Raw genomic sequence first — 22,284 nt, forward strand, 5'->3', positions numbered from 1 at the left:
TATTTCGTCAATAACTGGTCACTATTGGAACTGATGCTGGCCTTCCTTTACTGCCCCTTCATATTTTTAGGTACTGATGAACTGGCAGTTACTACCTTTTATCTGTTTATGGCGTTTATAGCTTGTAAAAAGAGGGACGCCGCGTACATTTTGCAGGAAATTCCTCAAATGTGAACCTATAGAAACTCGGTTGTAAAAAGGCGACTAAAATATCCTTGGGGTAAAGGAAGGTTTGCCCGCTGGAATTGGGCGGCCAATATAAAAATGTTAAGGATAAACATTGGAACAATGAAAATACCAGTCTTGATTCTCGCCTTTGTATTCTGCCAAAGTGTGCAGGCCTCTTGCCAACTGGAGGAGTATGAACGTTTCCTGAATACGCAAAGCCTGGTGATGTTGGAAGCTTCCGTTAAATTGTTCGAAGAAGATAAAGATAAGTTCAAAACAATAAAACCATTCGTGAAGCTGGAAGTCAGGAATAACAAGCTGAAGGTATATATTGCCAGAAAACTGAGTGAGCTGAATCCAGAGGTACTCAATCTAACCGGGCCAATTGCCAATCTGGTTCCCAGTGTGTCGGTGCAAATTATGCCTGACGGGTCCATAAGGGATAAGGTGGATTTGGCGATGTCTGCAGATTCCCACTACCGACAAGAAAAGGCAGCAATGAAGCCTGTAGAACAGTTATATCTGTATCATGAAGGAATGACAGAGTTAGAAAAAAAGCGTTTTCTTGTCGCCAGAAGCTCATTGAGTAAACTTATGGAGACCAATGAGCAATTTGAATTTATGAAGCGTGCATTTACTACTTCGCTTGAAAGTCTTTGTCCCGTTGATTAGTAATCGCTAGTGAACTTTTGGTGATAAGGAAAGCGGTAAATCTCCGGTAATGTTTGAATTAAAAACAATAGCTTTGTTTTTTGTAACTGCACTTGCTGAAATTGCCGGCTGTTATCTTCCTTATCTCTGGATCAAGCAGGGAATGAGTGCTTGGCTTTTGCTACCTGGCGGCATTAGTCTCGCGCTATTTGTCTGGCTGTTAACACTTCACCCGACCGCAGCAGGGCGGGTTTACGCAGCTTATGGCGGTATTTATATCTTTACGTCCATTATGTGGCTATGGTTGGTGAATGGAGTCAAGCCAACTGTCTGGGATATAACCGGTGCCAGTGTGGCAGTGGTGGGGATGAGCATTATTATGTTCTCCCCGCGACAAATGCATTAATATAATGGATTTGCTGTAATAGTATCCGATTTTTTCTTCATAAGAATAAGTTTTATATATAAATCAAGTTTCGTTTGTATTCTGGTTAACATATAAATCTTTAATGAATTGACGCTTTAGCTGTTTTATGGTTTTCAGTGCTTCTGTTTTTTGCTGTAAAATGGTGCGCTTATCTTTTTATGGCTGTCGTGTTGTTTTACGTTTTATGCCCGGAATAAAAGTTTTTCTCATAGGCTTATAATTTTTTTAATCTTCCTAATTTACCTGGGGTCGGGCATTCTACTTACCTGGGCCAATTGAAAAATAGTAAATGGTTATAACAGTATCTGTTGGGGATATTGATTGTTTTGGCTGTTGATAATCCAGGTTGTTTTGCTATCTATTTAGGAAAAATTTCCTATGGCCCTTTCTCAAACCTAGGTCAAACTCTCCTTGGCTTTGGGTGTACTCTCCTTTGAAACAATCAATAAATGAAGGGAATCTAATATGAAAAATGTAAGTGTTAATCCTTTAAAAGCAGTACTGCTCACCGTTGCCGGAGCCGCCAGTATTTCGGTGTCGGGTATAGCTTCAGCTGTCAGCTGTGGTGATGTTCTTACATCCGCAACTGTTCTGTCTGGGGATATTCTTTCATGCGCGATAAATCCTGCAGTAACGTTAAAAGAAGGTGCAAGCCTGGATTTAAATGGTTATACCATTAGTTGTGATACTCCCGTTGGAATCGGAGTGAGGTTAGTTGGAGCAGGCAGGGTTCTTGAGGATACTGCAGGCGGTGGAAGCATTGAGGGTTGTGCCACTGGAGTATCTGCAGAGGGTGATGGTGGCCATTTTATTATGGGAGTAAGTACCACTCTCAATAGTTTGTCCGGAGTTACCCTTTGGAGCACTGGCAACACCTTGGAGGCTTCTTACGCGAATGGCAATACAGGCATGGGTATTCGTTTGATGGGTGACGGAAGCCAGGTGAGAACTACTGAGGCGACAGGAAATACTCTTATGGGAGTAAAAATTGTCGGTAACAATTCATTGTTGAGAGATAATGATACCAGCTCTAATGGGGCGAGTGGCATCGTAGTTGCCGAAGGAAATGGCGGTATTATTGCAGAGAACTTATCAACAGATAATGGTGTAAATGGAATCATGATGCAGCCATTTGCTCAGACAGGATGGCTTATTATCGGAAATGATGCGGCAGGTAATACAGGAAATGATCTTATGGATCAGAATGTTCCTGCCTGTACTGGCAGTGTTTGGGTACTTAACACTTTTGATAATGCAAACGACGCCTGTATTCAGTAGATGTAAAATCTAATCTTTGGATGGGCCTATGTATTGAGATCGTATTTGATATGTAGGTCCATTATATCTAAATTTGACTTTTCATTCGTTAGTGGTTTGACTTAAGATGGCCAAGCCGCGACATTTGACTGTATTTATACTTGGTAAATAGTCAGTCTATATTGCACCTCCCTTTGTTACGCTCTAAATCTCCACACCTTTATTTTGTAATCTGGCTGGGCGATTACACCATTGTGTAATATTTTTTCCTGATTTTGAAAGCTTTCTTCAAGGTCTTAATCTACCTGGGTATTTTTTCCTATATTTTCGGTACTTATCTCCTATTGCGCAAGCACGGCCTGGCTACAAAACTCATCACAGCATCAAGCTGTGGCCATATATAAGAAGTAACTCGTTGTGTGTTTCTACTGTGAGGAAATTTACAAGGATAGTTGCCAGAGTATCGGTACAACTTTTGTTGAGTATTACGCAGGAAACCCCTTTAAGCATTGGCGTTTGCTTTTGTGCTAGGGCGTGATGTTGATTAGATTCATCTTTAAAGCAGTAACAAGAAGTTTAAGTTTGCTAATTTCATTTCCTAAGGAGATAAACGTGAAAAGATGTACCCCCATAGCAGCCGCTGTTTTGTTCGCTATTGCCAGTCAAGGTGTTTTTGCTGACAATAACACTGCTATTGTTAACCAAAGTGGCAATGCGCACACTAGTGTTGTGGATCAGGTGGACCCAACAGTTACCCATAGCTTGATTTCCCAAACCCAGATTGGCACCAGTAACAGTGCCTTTGGCCAGCAGATAAATAGCACCTCATTTGCTTCTATATTTCAGCTTCAGGATGGGCAGTCAAATACAGCTAATTCTGTTCAGGATTTTGCCACTCTTGGAACGACTGCCGGTATTGCGCAAGTTGGTAACAACAATACCGCAACAACATCTCAGATTACTGCAGAAGCCACTGTAGCGACGATCAACCAGTTTCAGCAAAGTAATACAGCGACAATTATTCAAGCAAATACTTTCGGTGGTACTACTGCGGTAGCTACTCAAGTAGGCACTTCCAATGTAGCCACGATTGGGCAGTTTGTTGTTGTAAGTAGCTCTGCGGATTCAAGTCAAGTTGGTAATACCAATACAGTAAATATCAATCAGTCCAACCTTACAGGTGGATTTATTGATGCGGATCAGTTAGGAAATAATAACTTGTTGAATGCCTCACAGGTTGGCATTGGCCATATTGCCTTTGTTAGACAGGAGCAGGAGTCGAACACTCTGAATCTCTTGCAAACTGGTACTTCTAACTTTGCAAACTCCTTCCAGCTTGGAACCAGTAATACGGGACTCTTAGCCCAGTTTGGAATGATGAATGTTGCAGTTGCTTCGCAGAATGGGCAAAGTAATAATTTTAGTGTGACTCAAACCGGCACTATGGATACTGCAACAGTCGGACAAATTGGTAATAACCATAACAGTACAATAGTACAATAGTTAATCCTTGCCTCAAGAAGTCCCTGGCAATTTTTAGTTTAATTGTTAGGGATTTCTTATTGTTGTGATCTATATTTGATAGCCCATTTCTTGTTGGGCTATTTTTTTACCTGAAAGTAAAGGTTAAGGTTGATTTGGGAAGTTGAGCTCTTTGCTATTTCCTTAAATCCTGGTTGATATGGTTTCTTTAATGTTAGGGTTGAGGGTTTATTTGCTAATGCTTATTGATAGTTGGAAGAAGAGGTTTTAAGAAACAGCTTTGTAGTATATTTTTCTAATCGGGAGGGAGTTCTCTTATAAGGCCTAAAAAGGTAATTTTTTCTGATCATAAACCAGAGAATCTGTTTTTTTAATTTCAGTTAATTGTTGAAGCTATTGTTGCTTCATATACTGAAGAGGGGGTGAGGCCAGAATGGTGATCTATATTTATAGTTTCCGACACTCACCGTAGTGCTTGCTGTATACTCCTAAGAACAACCTACATTATAAATTGAAGACCGCTACTTAAAGAGATAGTTATACTATTGTGTGCTTGTTTGTAGCCCTGAGGCGGCTTCGAAGAGTTTAGTTATGAGTTTGTTGACTTTGATTTTGTTGGCGTTCTCAAGGTTGCTATTAGCCAGTAAAACTACTCCAATTTTATCAGCTGGGTTATAGAGTAAGTAAGAAAAAGAGCCTGGATCCCTACCATTGTGGCCATTAAGTTTGTGATTTTTTCCATTGTAATTCCATAGAAAATCAAGACCCCAGAAAATGCCGAAACCATCTTCAATTGGTGTCAACATATTAGAAACAGTTTTAGCCTCTAGAATTCTACTGCCCTGTTTTCTTGATACTAATTCACCACCATTCATAATAGTGGCGAGGAATAGTGCCATATCATAGGCGCTACTCCTTAATCCTCCATCTGGCCAGGTTGCAAGGTCGTAGTGTGGTATAGGTGTTAAATTATTTTCGATTGCATAGTGTGGGCTGGCGATATTTCCTGAGATAAAGTCGGGGAGCTTCCAGCTTGTGTTAATCATACCTAAAGGGGTAAATATTTCTCTATCCGCATAGTCAGCGAGAGAAAATCCGCTGGCGAGTTCCACAGTATATCCAGCTAAGGCTGCTCCTATATTAGAATATTCATATGCTTCTCCAGGTGTCTGCGAGAGAAAGTTGTGCTCTGAATCATAAAACTCTCCCTCGCTGTCGAGGTACGCTCCTAAAAAACCGGCCAAGGTGATTGGGCTGTCTTCTGGACAGATTCCAGGCTCTTTGAGGTTCATCAGTTTTGAGTGGGTACCATCTCCATGATTGATATAGTAACTACATTGATATGTGGGGCCATCATTAATGCCAGATCTATGGGTGACAAGATGTTGGAGTGTAATAGGTTGTGAGCCTGGGTTATCAATGTTGAAATAGCCCCCAGCAAGAAGGTTTTGTACTTCCTGATCCAGGCTCAGGATTCCGTCTTCTTGCGCTTTTGCAATCGCTGTTCCCATAACAACTTTACTCACTGATGCTAGCCAAAAGGCCGTATTCCGGGTAACCAGACCACCCTCTTCCAGGCTTTTTACTCCATATCCTTTAGACCATATGATTGGCATTTCAGGCCTGGCAACCAAGGCAATAGCCATGCCGGGAATTTCGATATCCCGCATGGTGTTTTTAACGGCTTCATCAACCTTGGTGTGGTCAAAAATGCGAGGTTTATTTGTATAAGTTACTGTGGAATCAGCTTTAGTGTATTCAGTGTAGTTGCTGGTATCACTAGCATCCATTGCATTTGTAAGCACGGTTATAGATAGACTTGCACAAATAAAAAGATTAGACAGAATTGAAGTTGTCTGTTTTCCTTTCATGGTAAAACCTCCTTGATTTACTTTTCGTTTGGTTACTCCAGTTTTTTACGCCCGCTATCTATTTTCCTATATTTTTGCTGAAAAAAATTGGAATCAAAACAGCGGTTTAATGCTTCGGAAGATTGTTTCTTTCCTGCTATAGAAGAGGTAGCTCTTCCAGGAAGGGTGTTGCCAGTATGTGAATCGCTGACTTAACCTGTGCTGAATAAGATAGGTTTGAAATTATTCTGGCGGATTTATCTATTAATTAGGCGTGACTGCAGGCTTAATAGTAATCGGCGATTAAATTAAGCTAATACCTTGAAGGGGCTGTGTAGAAAAAATGAAAGGTACTTTTTATGGTGATAGTGAAAGCAGCAGCCCTTTTTAGGGCTGCTGCTTCGATGATTAATAAGCTTATGGTTGCTGGTCAATCGGTACCGCGCAGGCTAGATAAACATCCAGCTTGTTATTAATAGAGTTCAGGCCTTTCAGGCTTAGGCGAACCTGATCAAAGTCAGCCTGGGTATTTGCAAGGAGTAGACGGTGATAGTGCGCTCCGTTCACTTTGAAGGGGGCGAGCATATAACCACTTGTAGTCTCGCCAGTGGCTATGCCATCCAGGTAAGTACCGATAACAATGCTGTTCAGTTCGATCTCATCGAGCGGTGAATTGCCATTTTCCACCAGGAAGCCAATCATGTAGCGGCCGCTCTTAATATTGTCGTGATTTATCTGGATATAGGCGCTGCCTCCAGCACCGCTAACTACCTCTATTCTGGCTGCATCGGAGAGTATTCCGTTGGTTACCTTGTCGATAGATGTTACTGAACATCCATCGCAAGGTGAGGTTATGCCGTTGACCAACTCAGCACTCACACCATCCATAACTTCAAGACCTTCGAAAGAGGTACAGGAAAGTACACTATCGAAATCACAGGCATCTCCTACGCCATCATTATCTGAGTCTTCCTGGTGAGGGTTGATGGTTTGTGGACAGTTATCGATATCATTTTCTACACCGTCATAATCCACATCCGGGTCGCAGGCATCTCCCAGACCGTCACCGTCAGTGTCAGTCTGGTTTGGGTTGGGAATAGTGGGGCAGTTATCTGCGCCGTCATCTGAGCCGTCGTTATCCTGGTCATGATCACAGGCATCACCGACACCATCGTTGTCGCTATCTTCCTGCCCACCATTTGGTACTGCTGGACAGTTGTCGACATTATCTTCAATGCCATCTCCATCAACGTCATCATCGCAGGCATCACCAGTACCGTCGTTGTCACTGTCGGTTTGGTCATTTGGAGTCAGAGGGCAGTTATCGAGATCGTTGATTACTCCGTCGCCGTCGCGATCGTTATCACAAACGTCGCCGATATTGTCTCCATCTTGGTCTGCTTGATCGGGATTTGCATCTGCCGGGCAATTGTCCTCACCATCGTCATGGCCATCGTTGTCGCTATCACTGTCCAAGTCACAAGCATCACCAATACCATCGCCGTCCTGGTCCTCCTGCAGTGTATTGCTGACAAGGGGACAGTTATCGACCTCATTTAATATGCCGTCGCCATCTAGGTCGGAATCACAGGCGTCACCAATGCTATCGCCATCGGTATCTGTTTGATCGGAGTTGGGAACAAGCTGGCAGTTATCGGTGAGGTCATCTACGCCGTCATTGTCATCGTCGGAATCGCAAATGTCTCCCTGGCCATCACTATCATTATCCGCTTGATCCTGGTTGGGAATATAGACGCAGTTATCGCTATTGTTGTCGACGGTATCTCCATCGAGATCGCTATCACAGGCGTCGCCTACGGTGTCACCATCCAGGTCTAGCTGGTCGGGGTTGGGTACATTAACGCAGTTGTCGATACTATCTGGAATTAGGTCCCCGTCGCTATCGGTATTGTCGTCACAGGCATCACCGTAGCCATCTCCGTCTGTGTCGGTCTGGTCTTCATTGGGTTCCAGCGGACAGTTATCATTGCTGTTTTCTACACCGTCATTATCGCGGTCGCTGTCACAGATATCTCCGGTGCCGTCATTGTCGGTGTCGGTCTGGTCCTCATTGGCATCTGCGGGGCAGTTGTCGGAGTCATCTTCAATACCGTCAGCATCATCGTCGCTGTCACAGGCATCCCCTTCGCCGTCAGAGTCGATATCACTTTGGTCGGGGTTGCTAATAGAAGGGCAGTTGTCGGTATCATTTTCAGTACCATCATTGTCGAGGTCGGAGTCGCAAGTGTCACCAATACCATCGTTATCCTGGTCATCCTGCGAAGCGTTGGGGACATTTGGACAGTTGTCAGAGTCGTTATCAAAGCCGTCGCCGTCTCTATCGCTATCGCAGGCATCGCCTATGCCGTCTCCATCGGCGTCTTTCTGGTCGGGGTTTGGTGTATGTGGACAATTGTCGGCGCCATCGTCCAGGCCGTCATTGTCACTATCACTATCGGCGTCACAGAGGTCGCCAATGCCATCATTATCCTGATCCGCTTGGTCGGGATTGGCTGTATCCGGACAGTTGTCCAGGCTATTGGTGTAATCGTCGCCATCACGGTCATTATCGCAGGCATCACCGACGCTATCGTTGTCTATATCGCCCTGCTCATGATTTGCGTCAGCGGGGCAGTTATCGCTGTCATTATTAATTTCATCGCCGTCAAGATCTTCATCACAGGCATTGCCAATGCCATCGCCATCACTATCTGCTTGGTCAGAATTGGCTGTTAGCGGGCAGTTGTCGTCGGAGTCTGAATGGGTATCACCGTCGTCATCGCTATCGCATGCGTCACCATTGCTGTCTTTATCGGTGTCATCCTGGCTGGAATTGCTGATGCTTGGGCAGTTATCCCTGCTGTCTTCAATCCCGTCTCCGTCAGTGTCCACAATACTGGCGCCTGGCAATAGATCTTCGGCAGCATCTCCCCGGCCACCGTCGGATCCACAGGCACTTAAAAATAATATTGAGAGAAAAAATATAATTAGCGGTATTTGGGGCATGGTTAAAGTCTCCGAAAACAAATTTTATTTTTGTTATCTGTCGGAGAAGAAGAGATGGATCTCGTCGGTTAACGTCGGAAAAGTATAAAAATTATTTTCACTAGTTTCCCGGTCTCTACTTCCCTGTAGATAGTTCCGGGGTCGTGCAGATAAATCGCTAATACTTTTGTATGTAACTACGGCACCGGACTTTGTGCCGTTTAATATGCGTTGTTTTGGTGTTGGATGTGTGAAGGTCGATGAAAAAATGGCGGGCTATTTTCTGGTTTATATCTCTTGTAATTTTAAAAAATAAAACTCCGCCATTTGGTTGGGAATGTTCGCGCAGATGTTGTGTTAAACATGTTTAGGCAAAAGTGTCAGGCAGATATAAGAAAAGGACTATGAGTCGAAGATACTTTTAAATTCATACTTGTATTGTTATTTATGCTTTAGCCTGATTTTTTCCAGTAAGCGAAAAAATTTATGCATTCTCTGCGCAAGTGTTACTGCCGTTATTGCTACTGATATATAAGCCTGCTTCCAATTGAGTGAGACCAGTTAGTCAGTTTTTTAAAAATGGCCAGTTCCGTTTTTGACTAGTTCCATGGGCGTGGAATCCATACACTGGTAGTCAGAAACGGGAGGGGTTTATGAAAATTGATGCTGCAGTTTGCTCCAGTGCGCGACTGGCTCGCGATCGTCGTTTCGATGGACGTTTTTTTACAGCGGTGAAAACCACCGGGATTTTTTGCCGTCCCATCTGCCCCGCACGCCCCCCCCTCGAGCAGAACGTTACTTACTTTGCCACTGCGGCAGAGGCCGCGAGTGCTGGCTTCAGGCCCTGTTTACGCTGCCGGCCAGACTCTGCCCCAGGCAGTCCGGCCTGGGAACTGGTCTCTACCACCGTACAGCGGGCACTGAAGTTGATGCGCAGCGAACGGGAGCCTCATTCAGTGGAACGGCTGGCGGAGCGCCTTGGGGTCAGCAGTCGTTACCTTCGACGTTTGTTTGCTGAGCACTTGGGTGTGAGCCCTTTGTCGGTATGGCAGACTGAGCGGGCGCTTTTTGCCTTTCGTTTATTGCGTGATACCAATTTGCCGGTAGCAGAAATTGCTTATGAATCGGGATTTAACAGCTTGCGTCGATTTAATGGTGTGTTTAAACAGATTTACCAACGCACACCATCCGAGGTGCGCAGGGAGGGCCATAATAGGCGGCTGAAATATGGTGTTTCTACAAAAGTACGGCTCTATCTCGATTACCGCCCACCATTGGATTGGCAGCAATTGCTGGCATTCCTCCGTACCAGAGCCCTGACGGGGGTAGAGCAGGTAAGGGACTGCGAGTATTTACGCAGTTTTGCGTTGGAGGGGGGGCGTGGAGTGATGCGGGTGACCCACGATCCAGAGAGAAACCGCTTGGTAGTGGAGGTATCCGGGCAGGAGGGTGGTACCGGCTTGTACCTGCTTAATCAGCGTCTTCGTCGATTGTTTGACCTGGATGCTGATACAGCGGAGATCCAGGCAGTGTTAAATGAAGACCCCTTGCTGAAGAGACAGCTGGCACAGCGACCGGGCCTGCGCTTACCCGGAGCCTGGGACCCATTTGAATACGCTTTGCGGGCAATACTTGGGCAGCAAATCAGTGTGGCAGCGGCTACCACGATTGCGGGGCGCCTGGTGGCTCGCTATGGGGAGTCCTTTGTGGATGACTCTGGAGTTGAGAGGTTCCTGTTTCCCACTGCAAAACAACTTGCTGAGGCGGATTTTACCGGCTTGGGGCTGACACGTACCCGGGCCAATACTTTGCGAGAGTTTGTTGACGCAACACTTGATGGCCGGGTTAATTTTGGCGAGCAGTCCTTGGAGGATTGGTGTACGCAGGTCACTGCATTGCCGGGTATCGGCGATTGGACAGCACAATACATTGCCATGCGCGGGCTATCCATGCCGGATGCCTTCCCATCTTCAGACCTGGGAATTTTGCAAGCACTGGGCAGTAAAGGTCTAAAGGCAAAACCAAAAGAAGCCCTGGCGAGGGCTGAAAAGTGGAGGCCCTGGCGGGCTTACGGGGCAATCCTGCTGTGGCAGTCCCTGAAATCTGGAGAGCAGAAATGATTTTTTATGAGAGTTACACCACAGAACTGGGTGAAGTTGCCATAGCGGCCTCTGGTCAGGTAAATGAGGGTGAAGCCAGGGGTATTGTTTCGTTGCAGTTTTACGATAGTGAGCGCCCGCTTCGCGCTGGGCCGGGTTGGAAAAGAGAAACCTCTGATCTTATCGAAAAAGCTGCTCAGCAGTTGCGAGAATATATTGCCGGGAAGCGGAAAAATTTCGATCTGCCCCTGGCCCCGCGGGGGACCGAATTCCAACGGCGAGTATGGGACGCCCTGTTGCAGATTCCCTTTGGTGAGACCCGCAGTTATAGCCAGCAGGCACAGCTCTTAGGGCAGCCTCGTGCTATTCGCGCGGTAGCGCGGGCCAATGGTGCCAACCCGGTAGCGGTGATAATTCCCTGTCACCGGGTAATTGGTGCGAATGGCAGCCTTACCGGTTATGCCGGAGGCCTGCCACTGAAGGCTCGGCTTTTGAAGCTGGAAGGAGCCAACTTTGTAAGTCAGGGTGAGTTGCTTTAGTGCTCGGAAAGTGAAAAGCACAAGTGCCACCTGCTAGCCATAGGCCCTTTGGCGCGGGATAATAAACGGTTCATAATCATATTGAGCCGGAGGCCAAATGCTGTACAGATTGGGGGATAAACAGCCGCAACTGGAAGGTGAGGGCCACTATATCGCGCCCGGTGCCCATGTGATTGGCGATGTGCGTATGCTAGCGAACAGCTCTGTGTGGTTTAATGCGGTGGTGCGTGGTGACTGTGCGCAGATCACCATCGGTGAAAATAGTAATGTGCAGGATGGCTCTGTGCTGCACGCCGATCCGGGTACGCCGCTGACAATCGGTACCGGTGTCACTGTAGGCCATAAAGTGATGCTGCACGGCTGTGATATTGGTGATTACAGCTTGATAGGTATCAACGCCGTGATCTTAAACCGGGCCAAAATCGGTAAGTGCTGTATTATCGGCGCCAATGCGCTGGTGACTGAGGGCACGGTGATTCCCGACTATTCGATGGTTGTGGGTACTCCCGGTAAGGTGATAAAAACTCTCGATCCCGCTGCCTATGCGCTGCTGAAAGCCAGCAGCGATCACTATGCGGCCAACGGTAAATATTTTGCCAGCGAGTTGGCTCTGCTCGAGGCTGAGGATGTCTGAACAATCTGTAAAAACTGCGGTGCCTGAAGAGCACCCGGTTAAGTCCCCCTGTATTTCCGTATGTGCACTCAACGACCAAGATGTTTGCGAGGGTTGCTTTCGCAGTGGTATGGAGATCAGTCGTTGGGGCTCCATGAGCAACGATGAGCGCCGTGCAGTTCTGAAGCTCTGCACCGAGCGAGCGCGGCAAATGGGCCGACTCTGGTAAATCATTGAATGCGCTTTGCGGGGGCCTAGCTCCGCAGGGCCTGGAATCAAACGCGAATATGACCCAACCTTTTGTCCATTTAAGAATCCACTCTGAATTCTCTCTGATTGATGGCCTGGTACGTATTAAGCCGGCAGTTGCACGAGCGCAGGAGCTCGAAATGCCTGCCCTGGCTCTTACCGATCAGTGCAATCTGTATGGCCAGATAAAATTCTACCGGGCCTGCCTCGGGACCGGCATTAAACCTATAACTGCTGCAGATTTCTGGCTCAGTGAGGGCGGCGAGGGTAAGCCTACGCTGATCACCCTCTATGCCATGAACGGCGATGGCTATCGCAATATCACTGAACTGATTTCCCGCGCCTGGATGGAAGGGCAGTACCACGGCAATGCCTATATCAAACGTGAATGGGTGAAAGAGTACAGCGAAGGGGTGCTCATGTTGTCCGGGGCCAAGTACGGCGATGTGGGCCGCGCCCTGGTTGCCGGACGCCGTGCTCAGGCTGAGGAACTGGCCAGTGAATGGGCGGAACTATTCCCTGGTCGCTATTACCTGGAGCTGCAGCGCACTGGTCGCGCCGGGGATGAAGATTACCTGCACGCTGCAGTGGAATTGGCCCGGGCCCTGAATTTACCTGTGGTTGCCACTAACGACGTGCGCTTTATGGAAGAGAGCGAGTTTGAGGCCCATGAAGTGCGTGTATGCATCCATGAAGGCCGTGCTCTTGATGATCCACGCCGTGAGCGCCGTTATTCCGCCGAGCAGTATTTCCGCACATCGGAAGAAATGTGGGAGCTGTTCAGCGATATTCCCGAAGCTTTGCAAAATACTGTAGAGATCGCTAAACGCTGTTCCGCACCGATTCAGCTGGGTAAGTACTTCCTGCCTGAGTACCCGATTCCCGAGGGCATGACTGAAGACCAGTTCTTTGAGAAGGTGTCCTATGAGGGAATGGAGCGGCGACTGGAGAAGATCCTGGATAAGACCGCTGCCGATTACGCCCAGCGGCGCCAAGTGTATGAGGATCGCCTGCGTTTTGAACTGGATATCATCATCCAGATGGGATTCCCCGGCTATTTCCTGATCGTGATGGACTTTATCCAGTGGGCCAAGGACCACGATATCCCGGTGGGGCCGGGGCGTGGTTCCGGTGCAGGCTCCCTGGTGGCCTACTCTCTGGATATTACCGATCTTGACCCGCTGCAATACGATCTGCTGTTTGAGCGATTCCTCAACCCGGAACGGGTTTCGATGCCCGACTTCGATATCGACTTCTGTATGGAGAAGCGCGACCGGGTTATTGGTTATGTAGCGGATAACTACGGCCGCCAGGCGGTGAGCCAGATTATTACTTTCGGCACCATGGCTGCAAAGGCAGTGGTGCGTGATGTGGCGAGGGTGCAGGGCAAGTCCTACGGCCTAGCCGACAAGCTGTCTAAGATGATCCCCCCCGATGTGGGTATGACATTGCAGAAGGCTTACGATCAGGAGGATGTACTCAGGGAGTTCCTGGAAAGTGACGATGAGGGCCAGGAAATCTGGGAGATGGCCCTGCAGCTGGAAGGGGTTTCGCGCAATGTGGGCAAGCACGCCGGTGGTGTGGTTATCGCCCCCACCAAGCTCACTGATTTTGCTCCGCTTTATTGTGATGAGACCGGCGCTGGCCTGGTAACCCAGTTCGATAAAAACGATGTGGAAGATGCCGGCCTGGTGAAGTTCGACTTCCTCGGCCTGCGGACACTGACCATTATCGACTGGGCCAAGCGCATGGTGGATGAGACGCGCGCGCGCGAGGGGTTGGAACCTCTGGATATCGCCGCGCTGCCGCTGGACGATGATGAAACCTTCAAGATGCTCAAGCGGGCAGAAACTACAGCGGTGTTCCAGTTGGAATCCCGGGGTATGAAGGATCTGATCAAGCGCCTACAGCCGGACAACCTGGAAGATATGATCGCCCTGGTGGCCCTGTTCCGCCCGGGTCCGCTGCAATCGGGGATGGTTGATGACTTTATTAACCGGAAGCACGGTCGCGCCCAGGTGGCCTACCCGGATGCCAAATACCAGCATGAAAAGTTAAAGCCGATCCTGGAGCCCACATACGGGGTAATCGTTTACCAGGAACAGGTCATGCAGATCGCCCAGGAGTTGGCGGGGTATACCCTTGGTGGCGCTGACCTGCTGCGCCGGGCAATGGGTAAAAAGAAACCGGAGGAAATGGCCAAACAGAGGGCCACTTTTGAAAATGGGGCAAAAGAGCAAGGAATTGACCCCGAACTTGCGATTAAGATCTTCGACCTGGTAGAGAAGTTCGCGGGTTACGGTTTTAACAAGTCTCACTCGGCAGCTTACGCCTTGGTGTCTTATCAGACTGCCTGGCTGAAAGCGCACTACCCAGCCCAGTTTATGGCTGCGACCATGTCTTCGGATATGGATAAGACCGATAAGGTGGTGACCTTTATCGAAGAGTGCCGGGCCATGGAGCTGGTGTTGGTGCCGCCCGATGTGAACCTGGGTAGCTTCCAGTTCTCGGTGGATATCGACAACCGAATTATCTACGGTCTTGGTGCCATTAAAGGGCTTGGAGAGGGGCCTATCGAGAATATTATCGCGGCGCGGGAGGAGGGCGGGCCCTTTAGTGATCTGTTCGACTTCTGCTCGCGGGTTGATCCTCGCAAGGTAAACAAGCGTGCTCTGGAGGCGTTGGTTCGCTCTGGTGCTCTAGACAGTATTGGGCCGGATACCGGCGGCAATGATGGTCTGGATTATTCTCGTGCGGTGCTGTTTAACGCCCTGGACGAGGCAGTGAAGGCTGCTGAACAGCAAAAGGCCAATGCCAATGCAGGCATGATGGACCTTTTTGGTGAAGTGGTACCCCAGGCATCCGATGGTGATGTTTACGAAGATTTTCGTCGCACCCGTTGCTGGAGTATTCGTGAGCGCCTGGAGGGTGAAAAAAATACTCTGGGACTTTACCTGACGGGCCACCCTATTGATGAGTACGCTGATGAGCTGCAGCACTTGGTTAAGGCGCGCATTGCCGACCTGAAGCCGGGGCGCGAATCGCAAAAAGTGGCGGGGTTGGTTGTCGCTTTGCGAGTGATGAAGACCAAGCGTGGCGACTCCATGGCAATTGTCACCCTGGACGACCGCAGTGGCCGTATTGAGGCGGCTATGTTCAGCGAGGCTTTTGGTGAGCATCGGGAAAAGTTAGCCAAGGATGCGCTGCTGGTGCTGGACGGGCCTGTGGCGAATGATGATTACAGTGGCGGTCTGAAAATGACGGTCAATGGAGTGTCAACTCTGGATGAATTGCGCCAGAGCAGCGTGAGTGGTTTGCGTTTACAGGTTGTCAGTGGCACTGCGACGCCGGGTTTGGCAAAACGATTGGCCTCCTGCTTGCAGCCTTATACCGGTGGTAAATGCAGGGTCAGCCTGGAAGTCGTGCGTCACGATGCGCGAGGTCTCTACCGCCTTCCACCCGAGTGGAATGTTGAGCCGAATGACCAGATGGTTCAGTCCCTGCGAGAGTTGTTGGGAAGAGAGCAGGTGGCGCTTCAATACGCTGAAAGGCGTTAAAGTCCACCGGACTCGACTGGTCGGTTCTGTACAGTTAAGCTATGCCGCTGTGAATGCCCGGTGGCGTTGGAAAGAGTTAAAGGCGCAGATTTCATGAATTTCAACTTTCTCGAGTTTGAGCAGCCAATTGCAGAGCTGGAAAGCAAAATTAAAGAGTTGCAGCTGGTCGGTGACGACAACGAACTGAATATTGCCGAAGAGGTTACCCGGCTGAGGGAAAAAAGCAGAAACCTGACTGAGTCTATCTACTCTGAGCTCACCCCCTGGCAGGTTGTGCAGGTAGCGCGTCACCCACAGCGTCCCTATTCCAAGGACTATATAGAGCGCTTATTTACCGACTGGGATGAGCTGCATGGCGATCGCCACTTTGGCGACGATAAGGCAATTATTGCCGGTATCGCCCGCCTAAACGGCAAACCGGTGGCGGTGATTGGGGAAGAGAAAGGCCGCTCCGTCAATGAAAAAGTTGCGCGCAATTTTGGTATGCCGAAACCAGAGGGTTACCGCAAGGCTCTGCGTATCATGGAAATGGCCGAGCGCTTCAAAATGCCGGTGCTCACCCTGATTGATACCCCGGGAGCTTACCCCGGTATTGATAGTGAAGAGCGCGGTATTAGTGAAGCCATCGCCCAGAATTTAGCTGTGATGTCCCGTTTGCGCACGCCGATTATTTGTACCGTGATTGGTGAAGGCTCTTCAGGTGGTGCATTGGCTATTGGCGTGGGAGACCAGCTCAATATGCTGCAATACTCCACTTACTTTGTGATCTCCCCGGAGGGCTGCGCCAATATTATCTGGAAAACGGTGGAAAAAGCCCCGTTAGCTGCTGAGGCTATGGGGGTGACCTCCAGTGTGCTGGAAGAGCTGGGTATCGTAGATGAAACAATTCCCGAGCCCCTCGGTGGTGCACACCGCGACCCCGATGCCATGGCTTTGAGTCTGAGAGAGCGTCTCGGTGAACAGCTGGATCAGCTGAGCAGTATTCCAATTGATGAATTGTTGGAGAAACGTTATCAGCGCCTGATGAGCTACGGTAATATCGTTTCCTAACCCCTTAAGAAAAGAGTTTTGTGGCCGGCGTCTTACTGGAGAATCGAGGGCCGGCTACAGACCTTCCCCTTCTTTTTTTTTCCTCTGTTAATGACCCTTAGCTAGCTTCTCAGCTTGCAACTGGGCGTTGTCTTTTGACTGTTTCCCAAGACATTAAGCCGCTGGTTTTGACTTCCTCCAAACGATCTGCTCCTTAACTTGCTGGTTTCAATTGCTTTTGAGCGCTTTTCTTAAGCAGCTGGGTATGGCTAGCGGAATAGTTACCTGCGTGTCCACATTGCCCCTGTTTTAACCCCTCTTATCGAAAAGACCTGCGGAGTTGATGTAGCTCCATGTTAGAAAGCTGGAAGAATAATGAGTGGTTTGATTGGCAATGATCTCCAGCTATGGGTGGGCGATATTGCTGAGGTCTGTGGAACAATAATTATGGCAATTTTGCAGAGTAATACAGCAACGGATACCAAGCAGTTGCAAGCTGGTGAAAAACCTGGAAATAGTTTTGCGTTGGTGGCTTTAACCTCCCTGTTTTTTTTGTGGGGGTTTATTACCTGTTTGAATGATATTCTGATTCCCTACCTCAAAGAAATATTTAGTCTGAGTTATACCCAGGCAATGTTGGTGCAGTTCTGTTTCTTTGGGGCCTATTTCCTGGTTTCCTTACCTGCTGGTTTTTTACTTTCTCGTATCGGTTACCAAAAAGGGATAGTAACTGGGTTAGCTGTTTCGGTAATTGGATGTCTAATATTTATTCCCGCTGGGCGTATGGAAACCTATGCGCTATTTCTGGGGGCGCTTTTTATTTTGGCCTCTGGTATTACCATTTTGCAGGTGTCGGCAAACCCTTATGTCGCTGTGCTAGGTAAAGAGAGTACTGCTGCCAGTCGTTTAACAATGACCCAGGCATTTAATTCTTTGGGAACAACTGTGGCTCCACAATTTGGGGCGCTGTTAATTCTTCCCGCTGCAGGTGTTGCTGCTGGTGCCGTCGGCGCCACTTCCGTAGAAATCCCCTATTTGATATTGGCCGTGGCCCTGGCATTGTTGGCAATTGTATTTGGATACCTGAAACTACCTAATATCGTCAGTGCCAACAGGCTGCCCGAACCTGAAGAGATTACCGGGTCGGCTTGGAGCCATCGCCACTTGGTACTTGGTGCTGTAGCCATATTTCTTTACGTGGGTGCAGAGGTATCCATTGGTAGCTTTCTGGTGAATTTTATAGCGGAGGACTCTATTGCCGGGTTGGAAGAGTCCGAAGCCGCATTTTATATTTCCCTTTATTGGGGCGGTGCAATGGTGGGACGTTTTACTGGTGCGCTGGTAATGCACTATATATCTGCCGGAAAAGTGCTGGCTATCTGTTCTATTGGTTCTTGTTTACTTCTAATGATCACGATTACCGGCAGTGGGCATCTCGCAATGTATGCTGTGTTGGCGGTTGGTTTGTGTAACTCCATTATGTTCCCGACAATATTTAGCCTGGCCCTGGCGAAACTGGGCACGGCTACCAGTCAAGGGTCTGGTATTTTATGTCAGGCGATAGTTGGCGGGGCTGTTGTGCCATTGTTGCAAGGAGTACTTGCCGATCAAGTGGGTGTGCAGCTTGCGTTTGTCCTACCGGTTTTTTGTTATCTGTATATCCTTTACTACGGTGTGATCGGACACCAGCCAAATAAGTGCGCTTAAGTTGTTTTTATACTCTCATCTGAGCTCGTTTTGCCGACATTTTATGTCGGCTTTTTTCTGTTCCTAAGAAAAATATTAGGCTTAAGGTTGATTTAGATAAGCGAGCTTAAGCTCCTTGATAAGGTAGGTTTAATGATGTCCATTCGGGTGCATTGATTGGCGGGATTTATCTTTATGTGACATTGATTTTTTATTGAACTCTTGTGCCTCCCTTGACACTAAGCTGGATTAAATTTTTGAGTGAAGCTTCTGGATAAATTTTTTGGTTCCGTGTGGCCGCTTTCTTTCGTGAGAGCTTTGTGAAAAATTTCTTTTTTTTTGATATTTCGTAGGTTGAAGTTCCAATATAAGAGTAAGTCAAGAGTAATTAACCGGGAAGGAAAGATAATTATGAATATCTATGATGCTCGGAAGGCTAGAGTGCAATACCTTTCAACCAAACTGTTTTTCAAGTACTTAAACCAATTGCGCAAGCCGGTTAAGGTGGGTGTCATTTTTTGTGCTGTGTTTTTTCTCGCTGCTAACCATGCCGTGGGTTTGCAGGCGATACAAAATGGAATTGGCGGTATTCAATTTACAGATGAGGGCTCAGCTGAATTTTTTGTTAATGTCGGTAGCTGGGCCGATGTGCATTACCAAGTAAACGGTGGTGTGCAACAAAATGTACGGATGCAACAATCCGGTAACCGCCAAACACTCTTTCTGGATGATTTACATCTGGGTGCCACGGTGAGGTACAGCTTCACCTACTTTGATCAAGAGTGTAACTGTGCTATCGATAGTGATTTACGAGATTATGTTCATGGCGATGGCGATGAAACTGATGGGCAAAATAGTGATACAGGTATACAAGCCCAAGATGTCAACAGTGCGCGGTTTTTTGTAAATGGCCAGGGCTGGGCCGATGTGCACTATACACTCAATGGCGCTGGTCAATTAAATCACCGTATGACTCAGGCGGGAGGCATAAATAAATTTGATATTACCGGCCTCTCAAATGGTGATGTTGTCCGCTATCGTTTCACCTACTGGGATGTAGATTGTAATTGTGCCAAAGTTACTGAGTGGGCAACTTATACTCACAACGGTGACGGTGACGGTGACGGTGACGGTGACGGTGACGGTGACGGTGACGGTGACGGTGACGGTGACGGTGATGGCGTAGTTGATAGTGTCGATCTCTGCCCTAATACGCCACAGGAAACATCTGTAGATATCCACGGCTGTCCGCTGGCGGTTGATGTAGCTGAAGCCAGCATAATGAATGGCTTCTTGGTTGGGGGTAGAGGCAGTGAATTTCCCGGCTATGCGCTCTATTTTTTTGATGGCGATTTAGGGTCACCAAATAGTAATTGTAGTATTGAGTGCTCTGATAGCTGGCCTCCATTGTTAGTAAATGATGCGGCAGCTTCAGGTATTTCTGGCCTAGACGTTATTGTACGTGATGATGGTCGTCAACAGGCTGCTTACAATGGCCGTCCTTTATATTTCTTTTCTGGTGATTCCCAACAGGGTGATCAAAATGGTCATGGTGTAGGTGGAACTTGGTGGCTTGCAGAGTTGTTTGATCGCAGTGACATTGTTCCCCTGTTTAACGGTGATACCCCCCTTGAACCTGATACGGTTATCGAAACGGGAGATGCGATCATTACTCGTTTTGCTGATAGAGCCCGGGATAGACATGCCAGGGAAGATCAATTCCAGGCCTATGACCATTACCTTACTTTTTATTGGGAGCACCGCACAGCGCAAGTTGAGATTATCGACCGGGTTGCAAAGGGTGGTAATGATATTACCATCAACGTGATCACAGAGTGGGAGTTGGGCCAACCCGAGTTCCGCGCTTTTTATCGGGGAATCAATACCGTTGCTGAGTACTACCACAATGTCTTTTTAGACCGCGATCCTGAGGATGTAACCCGATATAGCACAACGATCCATTTTAACAGTAAAGAAGGTCGCCCCCTTCAAGCTGGCGATCGTATGGAAATGGAGGTGAGTCAGTTTTTACTTAATCCACCCAATGGCCGGGCCAATTATTATGGATCTACCGTGCTTTATATTGTGGGACAAGGAGGGTTGGTGCCTTGGGAAGCAAAGGGCACCTTTGGTGACCCCGCCACAGAACATGAGGATTCCTACCCTATCCCTACTAAGGGGTGGTTGGGAGGGGGCACTACTCTCCCCTATCAATATTCAGGTGAAGCAGATAACCATTTTATGCAAATGGCTTCGAATCTTGCTCCGCAAAACGGCCAAATCTTTGTGCGGGGTCGTCGAATTCATCATAGCGATTTTGGTGATGGATCCCACAATGAGAGTAGTGAAAATCCTGGGCTCATTGAGGTTGCCAATAAATTAGGCCCTCAATATATAAACCGATCCTGCGTTAGCTGTCATGAAAAAAATGGCCGGGCCCCATCTGCAACTACCGGCTCTGATCTATCCCAGTATGTAGTCAAAGTGGGTTCTGTTAGCGGAGAAGCGGATCCACTTTTAGGTCATGTATTACAGCCTAAAAATATCAATGGTAGCCCGGAGGCCACAGTTACTCTCAGCGCGTGGGTGGAAAATAACGGCTTACGCCGCCCCGTCTACAAGTTTAGTGGAAATAGCCCTGCGTATTATTCCGTCCGTATTGCTCCACAATTAGTAGGCATGGGTCTATTGGAAGCAATTCCTGAAAGCGCTATCGTGGCCCAAGCGGATCCAGACGATAGTAATGGCGATGGTATTAGTGGTCGTTTGCAGGTTGTCAGTGACCCGCAGAGTGGGGAGCAGCGAATTGGTCGTTTTGGCTGGAAAGCGGCTCAAGCCAGTGTTGCTTCGCAAGTTGCCGCAGCTCTCAATACCGATATGGGAGTAATGACTTCGATATTTCCGCTACCTGATTGCGGTAGCGCCCAATCAGGCTGTGGCGCTGCTGGTAGTGAATTAAATGAACAGAATCTTAGTGACTTAGTCGACTATGTATCACTATTGGGCGTTAGTGCACGCCGAAACCTGAACAACAATACTGTGCTGAAGGGTGAAGAGTTGTTTACTAATGCTGGCTGTAGCAGTTGCCATACGCCTACCGTGGTTACCAGCGCTTATCATCCAAAGGCGGAACTTCGTAACCAAATAATTCACCCTTATACGGATTTATTGCTCCATGATATGGGTCCAGAGTTAGCAGATAATCTTCCGGAGGGGGTAGCTTCAGGTTCTGAGTGGCGAACCCCTCCACTTTGGGGGATTGGGCTGGGAGTCGATGTTAGTGGAGATGAGAGTTATCTCCATGATGGTCGTGCCCGCACCCTTGACGAGGCAATTTTGTGGCACGGGGGAGAGGGGAATAATTCGAGACAAGCTTATGAGCGAATGTCGGCGGATGAGAAGAATGCGTTAATTATGTTCTTGCAATCACTCTAATAAAAATAGCCCCTCTCAAGTAAGAGAGGGGCTATTTTTAGAATATTGCCGGCCCCTATGCTGCTTACCAAGTACTAGAGAGTGCTAGCATACTGTAGTAAGGGAAACCCATATTAATTTGATGATCCTTATATGGCAGTTAACATTGATACCTGGAATGTAAGTTTTTCGAATGATTCGTTTTATAGGTGCGTGTAATCGGAAGTGCTGGAAACTTGACTATATGTGAAAAAGAAATTATTTGTCGTAAAGATATT

Annotated in this window: 14 protein-coding genes; 12 read left to right on the plus strand and 2 right to left on the minus strand. The window is 47.8% G+C overall.

The features are described from left to right. Positions 1 to 288 precede the first annotated feature (288 nt). The 4 genes from ACJJI7_RS13065 to ACJJI7_RS13080 all read left to right on the plus strand — a co-directional run bounded on the left by ACJJI7_RS13065 (position 289) and on the right by ACJJI7_RS13080 (position 4,006). Positions 289 to 840 (plus strand): hypothetical protein, encoded by a 552-nt coding sequence (locus ACJJI7_RS13065; RefSeq protein WP_475717073.1) that lies wholly within the window; start codon positions 289 to 291, stop codon positions 838 to 840. 49 nt (positions 841 to 889) lie between these two features. Then, positions 890 to 1,225 carry a YnfA family protein gene (locus ACJJI7_RS13070; protein WP_020411710.1) on the plus strand — a complete coding sequence of 112 codons (336 nt, stop codon included), beginning with the start codon at positions 890 to 892 and terminating at the stop codon, positions 1,223 to 1,225. A gap of 486 nt (positions 1,226 to 1,711) precedes the next feature. After that, positions 1,712 to 2,524 (plus strand): right-handed parallel beta-helix repeat-containing protein, encoded by an 813-nt coding sequence (locus tag ACJJI7_RS13075; protein ID WP_282951264.1) that lies wholly within the window; start codon positions 1,712 to 1,714, stop codon positions 2,522 to 2,524. 516 nt (positions 2,525 to 3,040) lie between these two features. Further along, the gene (locus tag ACJJI7_RS13080; RefSeq protein WP_282951263.1) at positions 3,041 to 4,006 is read left to right on the plus strand and encodes a hypothetical protein; all 966 of its coding nucleotides are present in this window, start codon (positions 3,041 to 3,043) and stop codon (positions 4,004 to 4,006) included. A 521-nt stretch (positions 4,007 to 4,527) separates the two neighbouring features. Here the strand turns inward: ACJJI7_RS13080 and ACJJI7_RS13085 are convergent. Together ACJJI7_RS13085 and ACJJI7_RS13090 are read right to left on the minus strand one after the other, a co-directional pair. Next, the gene (locus ACJJI7_RS13085) at positions 4,528 to 5,856 is read right to left on the minus strand and encodes a serine hydrolase domain-containing protein (RefSeq protein WP_444901968.1); all 1,329 of its coding nucleotides are present in this window, start codon (positions 5,854 to 5,856) and stop codon (positions 4,528 to 4,530) included. Positions 5,857 to 6,252: 396 nt separating this feature from the next. After that, positions 6,253 to 8,841, minus strand: a complete 2,589-nt coding sequence (locus ACJJI7_RS13090; RefSeq protein WP_444901967.1) for a thrombospondin type 3 repeat-containing protein — start codon at positions 8,839 to 8,841, stop codon at positions 6,253 to 6,255. 632 nt (positions 8,842 to 9,473) lie between these two features. Here ACJJI7_RS13090 and ACJJI7_RS13095 point away from each other — a divergent pair. The 8 genes from ACJJI7_RS13095 (at position 9,474) to ACJJI7_RS13130 (ending at position 22,027) form a co-directional block, all read left to right on the plus strand. Next, positions 9,474 to 10,940, plus strand: coding sequence for a DNA-3-methyladenine glycosylase 2 family protein (locus ACJJI7_RS13095; protein WP_444901966.1), 1,467 nt, complete (start codon positions 9,474 to 9,476; stop codon positions 10,938 to 10,940). Then, positions 10,937 to 11,458: a methylated-DNA--[protein]-cysteine S-methyltransferase gene (locus ACJJI7_RS13100; protein ID WP_020411716.1), complete on the plus strand. Its 522-nt coding sequence runs from the start codon at positions 10,937 to 10,939 to the stop codon at positions 11,456 to 11,458. The genes ACJJI7_RS13095 and ACJJI7_RS13100 overlap by 4 nt, the downstream gene beginning before the upstream one ends. Positions 11,459 to 11,555: 97 nt before the next feature. Continuing rightward, complete coding sequence (locus tag ACJJI7_RS13105; RefSeq protein WP_282951260.1) at positions 11,556 to 12,092, plus strand: gamma carbonic anhydrase family protein; 537 nt, start codon at positions 11,556 to 11,558, stop codon at positions 12,090 to 12,092. Beyond that, a complete protein-coding gene (locus ACJJI7_RS13110; protein ID WP_020411718.1) occupies positions 12,085 to 12,300 on the plus strand; it encodes a DUF1289 domain-containing protein in 216 nt (71 codons plus the stop codon). Before ACJJI7_RS13105 ends, ACJJI7_RS13110 begins: the two co-directional genes overlap by 8 nt. Positions 12,301 to 12,358: 58 nt before the next feature. Beyond that, positions 12,359 to 15,877: a DNA polymerase III subunit alpha gene (gene dnaE / locus ACJJI7_RS13115; protein ID WP_282951259.1), complete on the plus strand. Its 3,519-nt coding sequence runs from the start codon at positions 12,359 to 12,361 to the stop codon at positions 15,875 to 15,877. 93 nt (positions 15,878 to 15,970) lie between these two features. Continuing rightward, complete coding sequence (locus ACJJI7_RS13120) at positions 15,971 to 16,927, plus strand: acetyl-CoA carboxylase carboxyltransferase subunit alpha (protein WP_020411720.1); 957 nt, start codon at positions 15,971 to 15,973, stop codon at positions 16,925 to 16,927. 354 nt (positions 16,928 to 17,281) lie between these two features. Beyond that, positions 17,282 to 18,613, plus strand: a complete 1,332-nt coding sequence (locus tag ACJJI7_RS13125; protein WP_444901965.1) for a sugar MFS transporter — start codon at positions 17,282 to 17,284, stop codon at positions 18,611 to 18,613. Positions 18,614 to 19,003: 390 nt separating this feature from the next. Next, a complete protein-coding gene (locus ACJJI7_RS13130; RefSeq protein ID WP_444901964.1) occupies positions 19,004 to 22,027 on the plus strand; it encodes a di-heme oxidoredictase family protein in 3,024 nt (1,007 codons plus the stop codon). Positions 22,028 to 22,284 lie beyond the last annotated feature (257 nt).

It is taken from the genome of Microbulbifer variabilis (genome assembly GCF_056232115.1).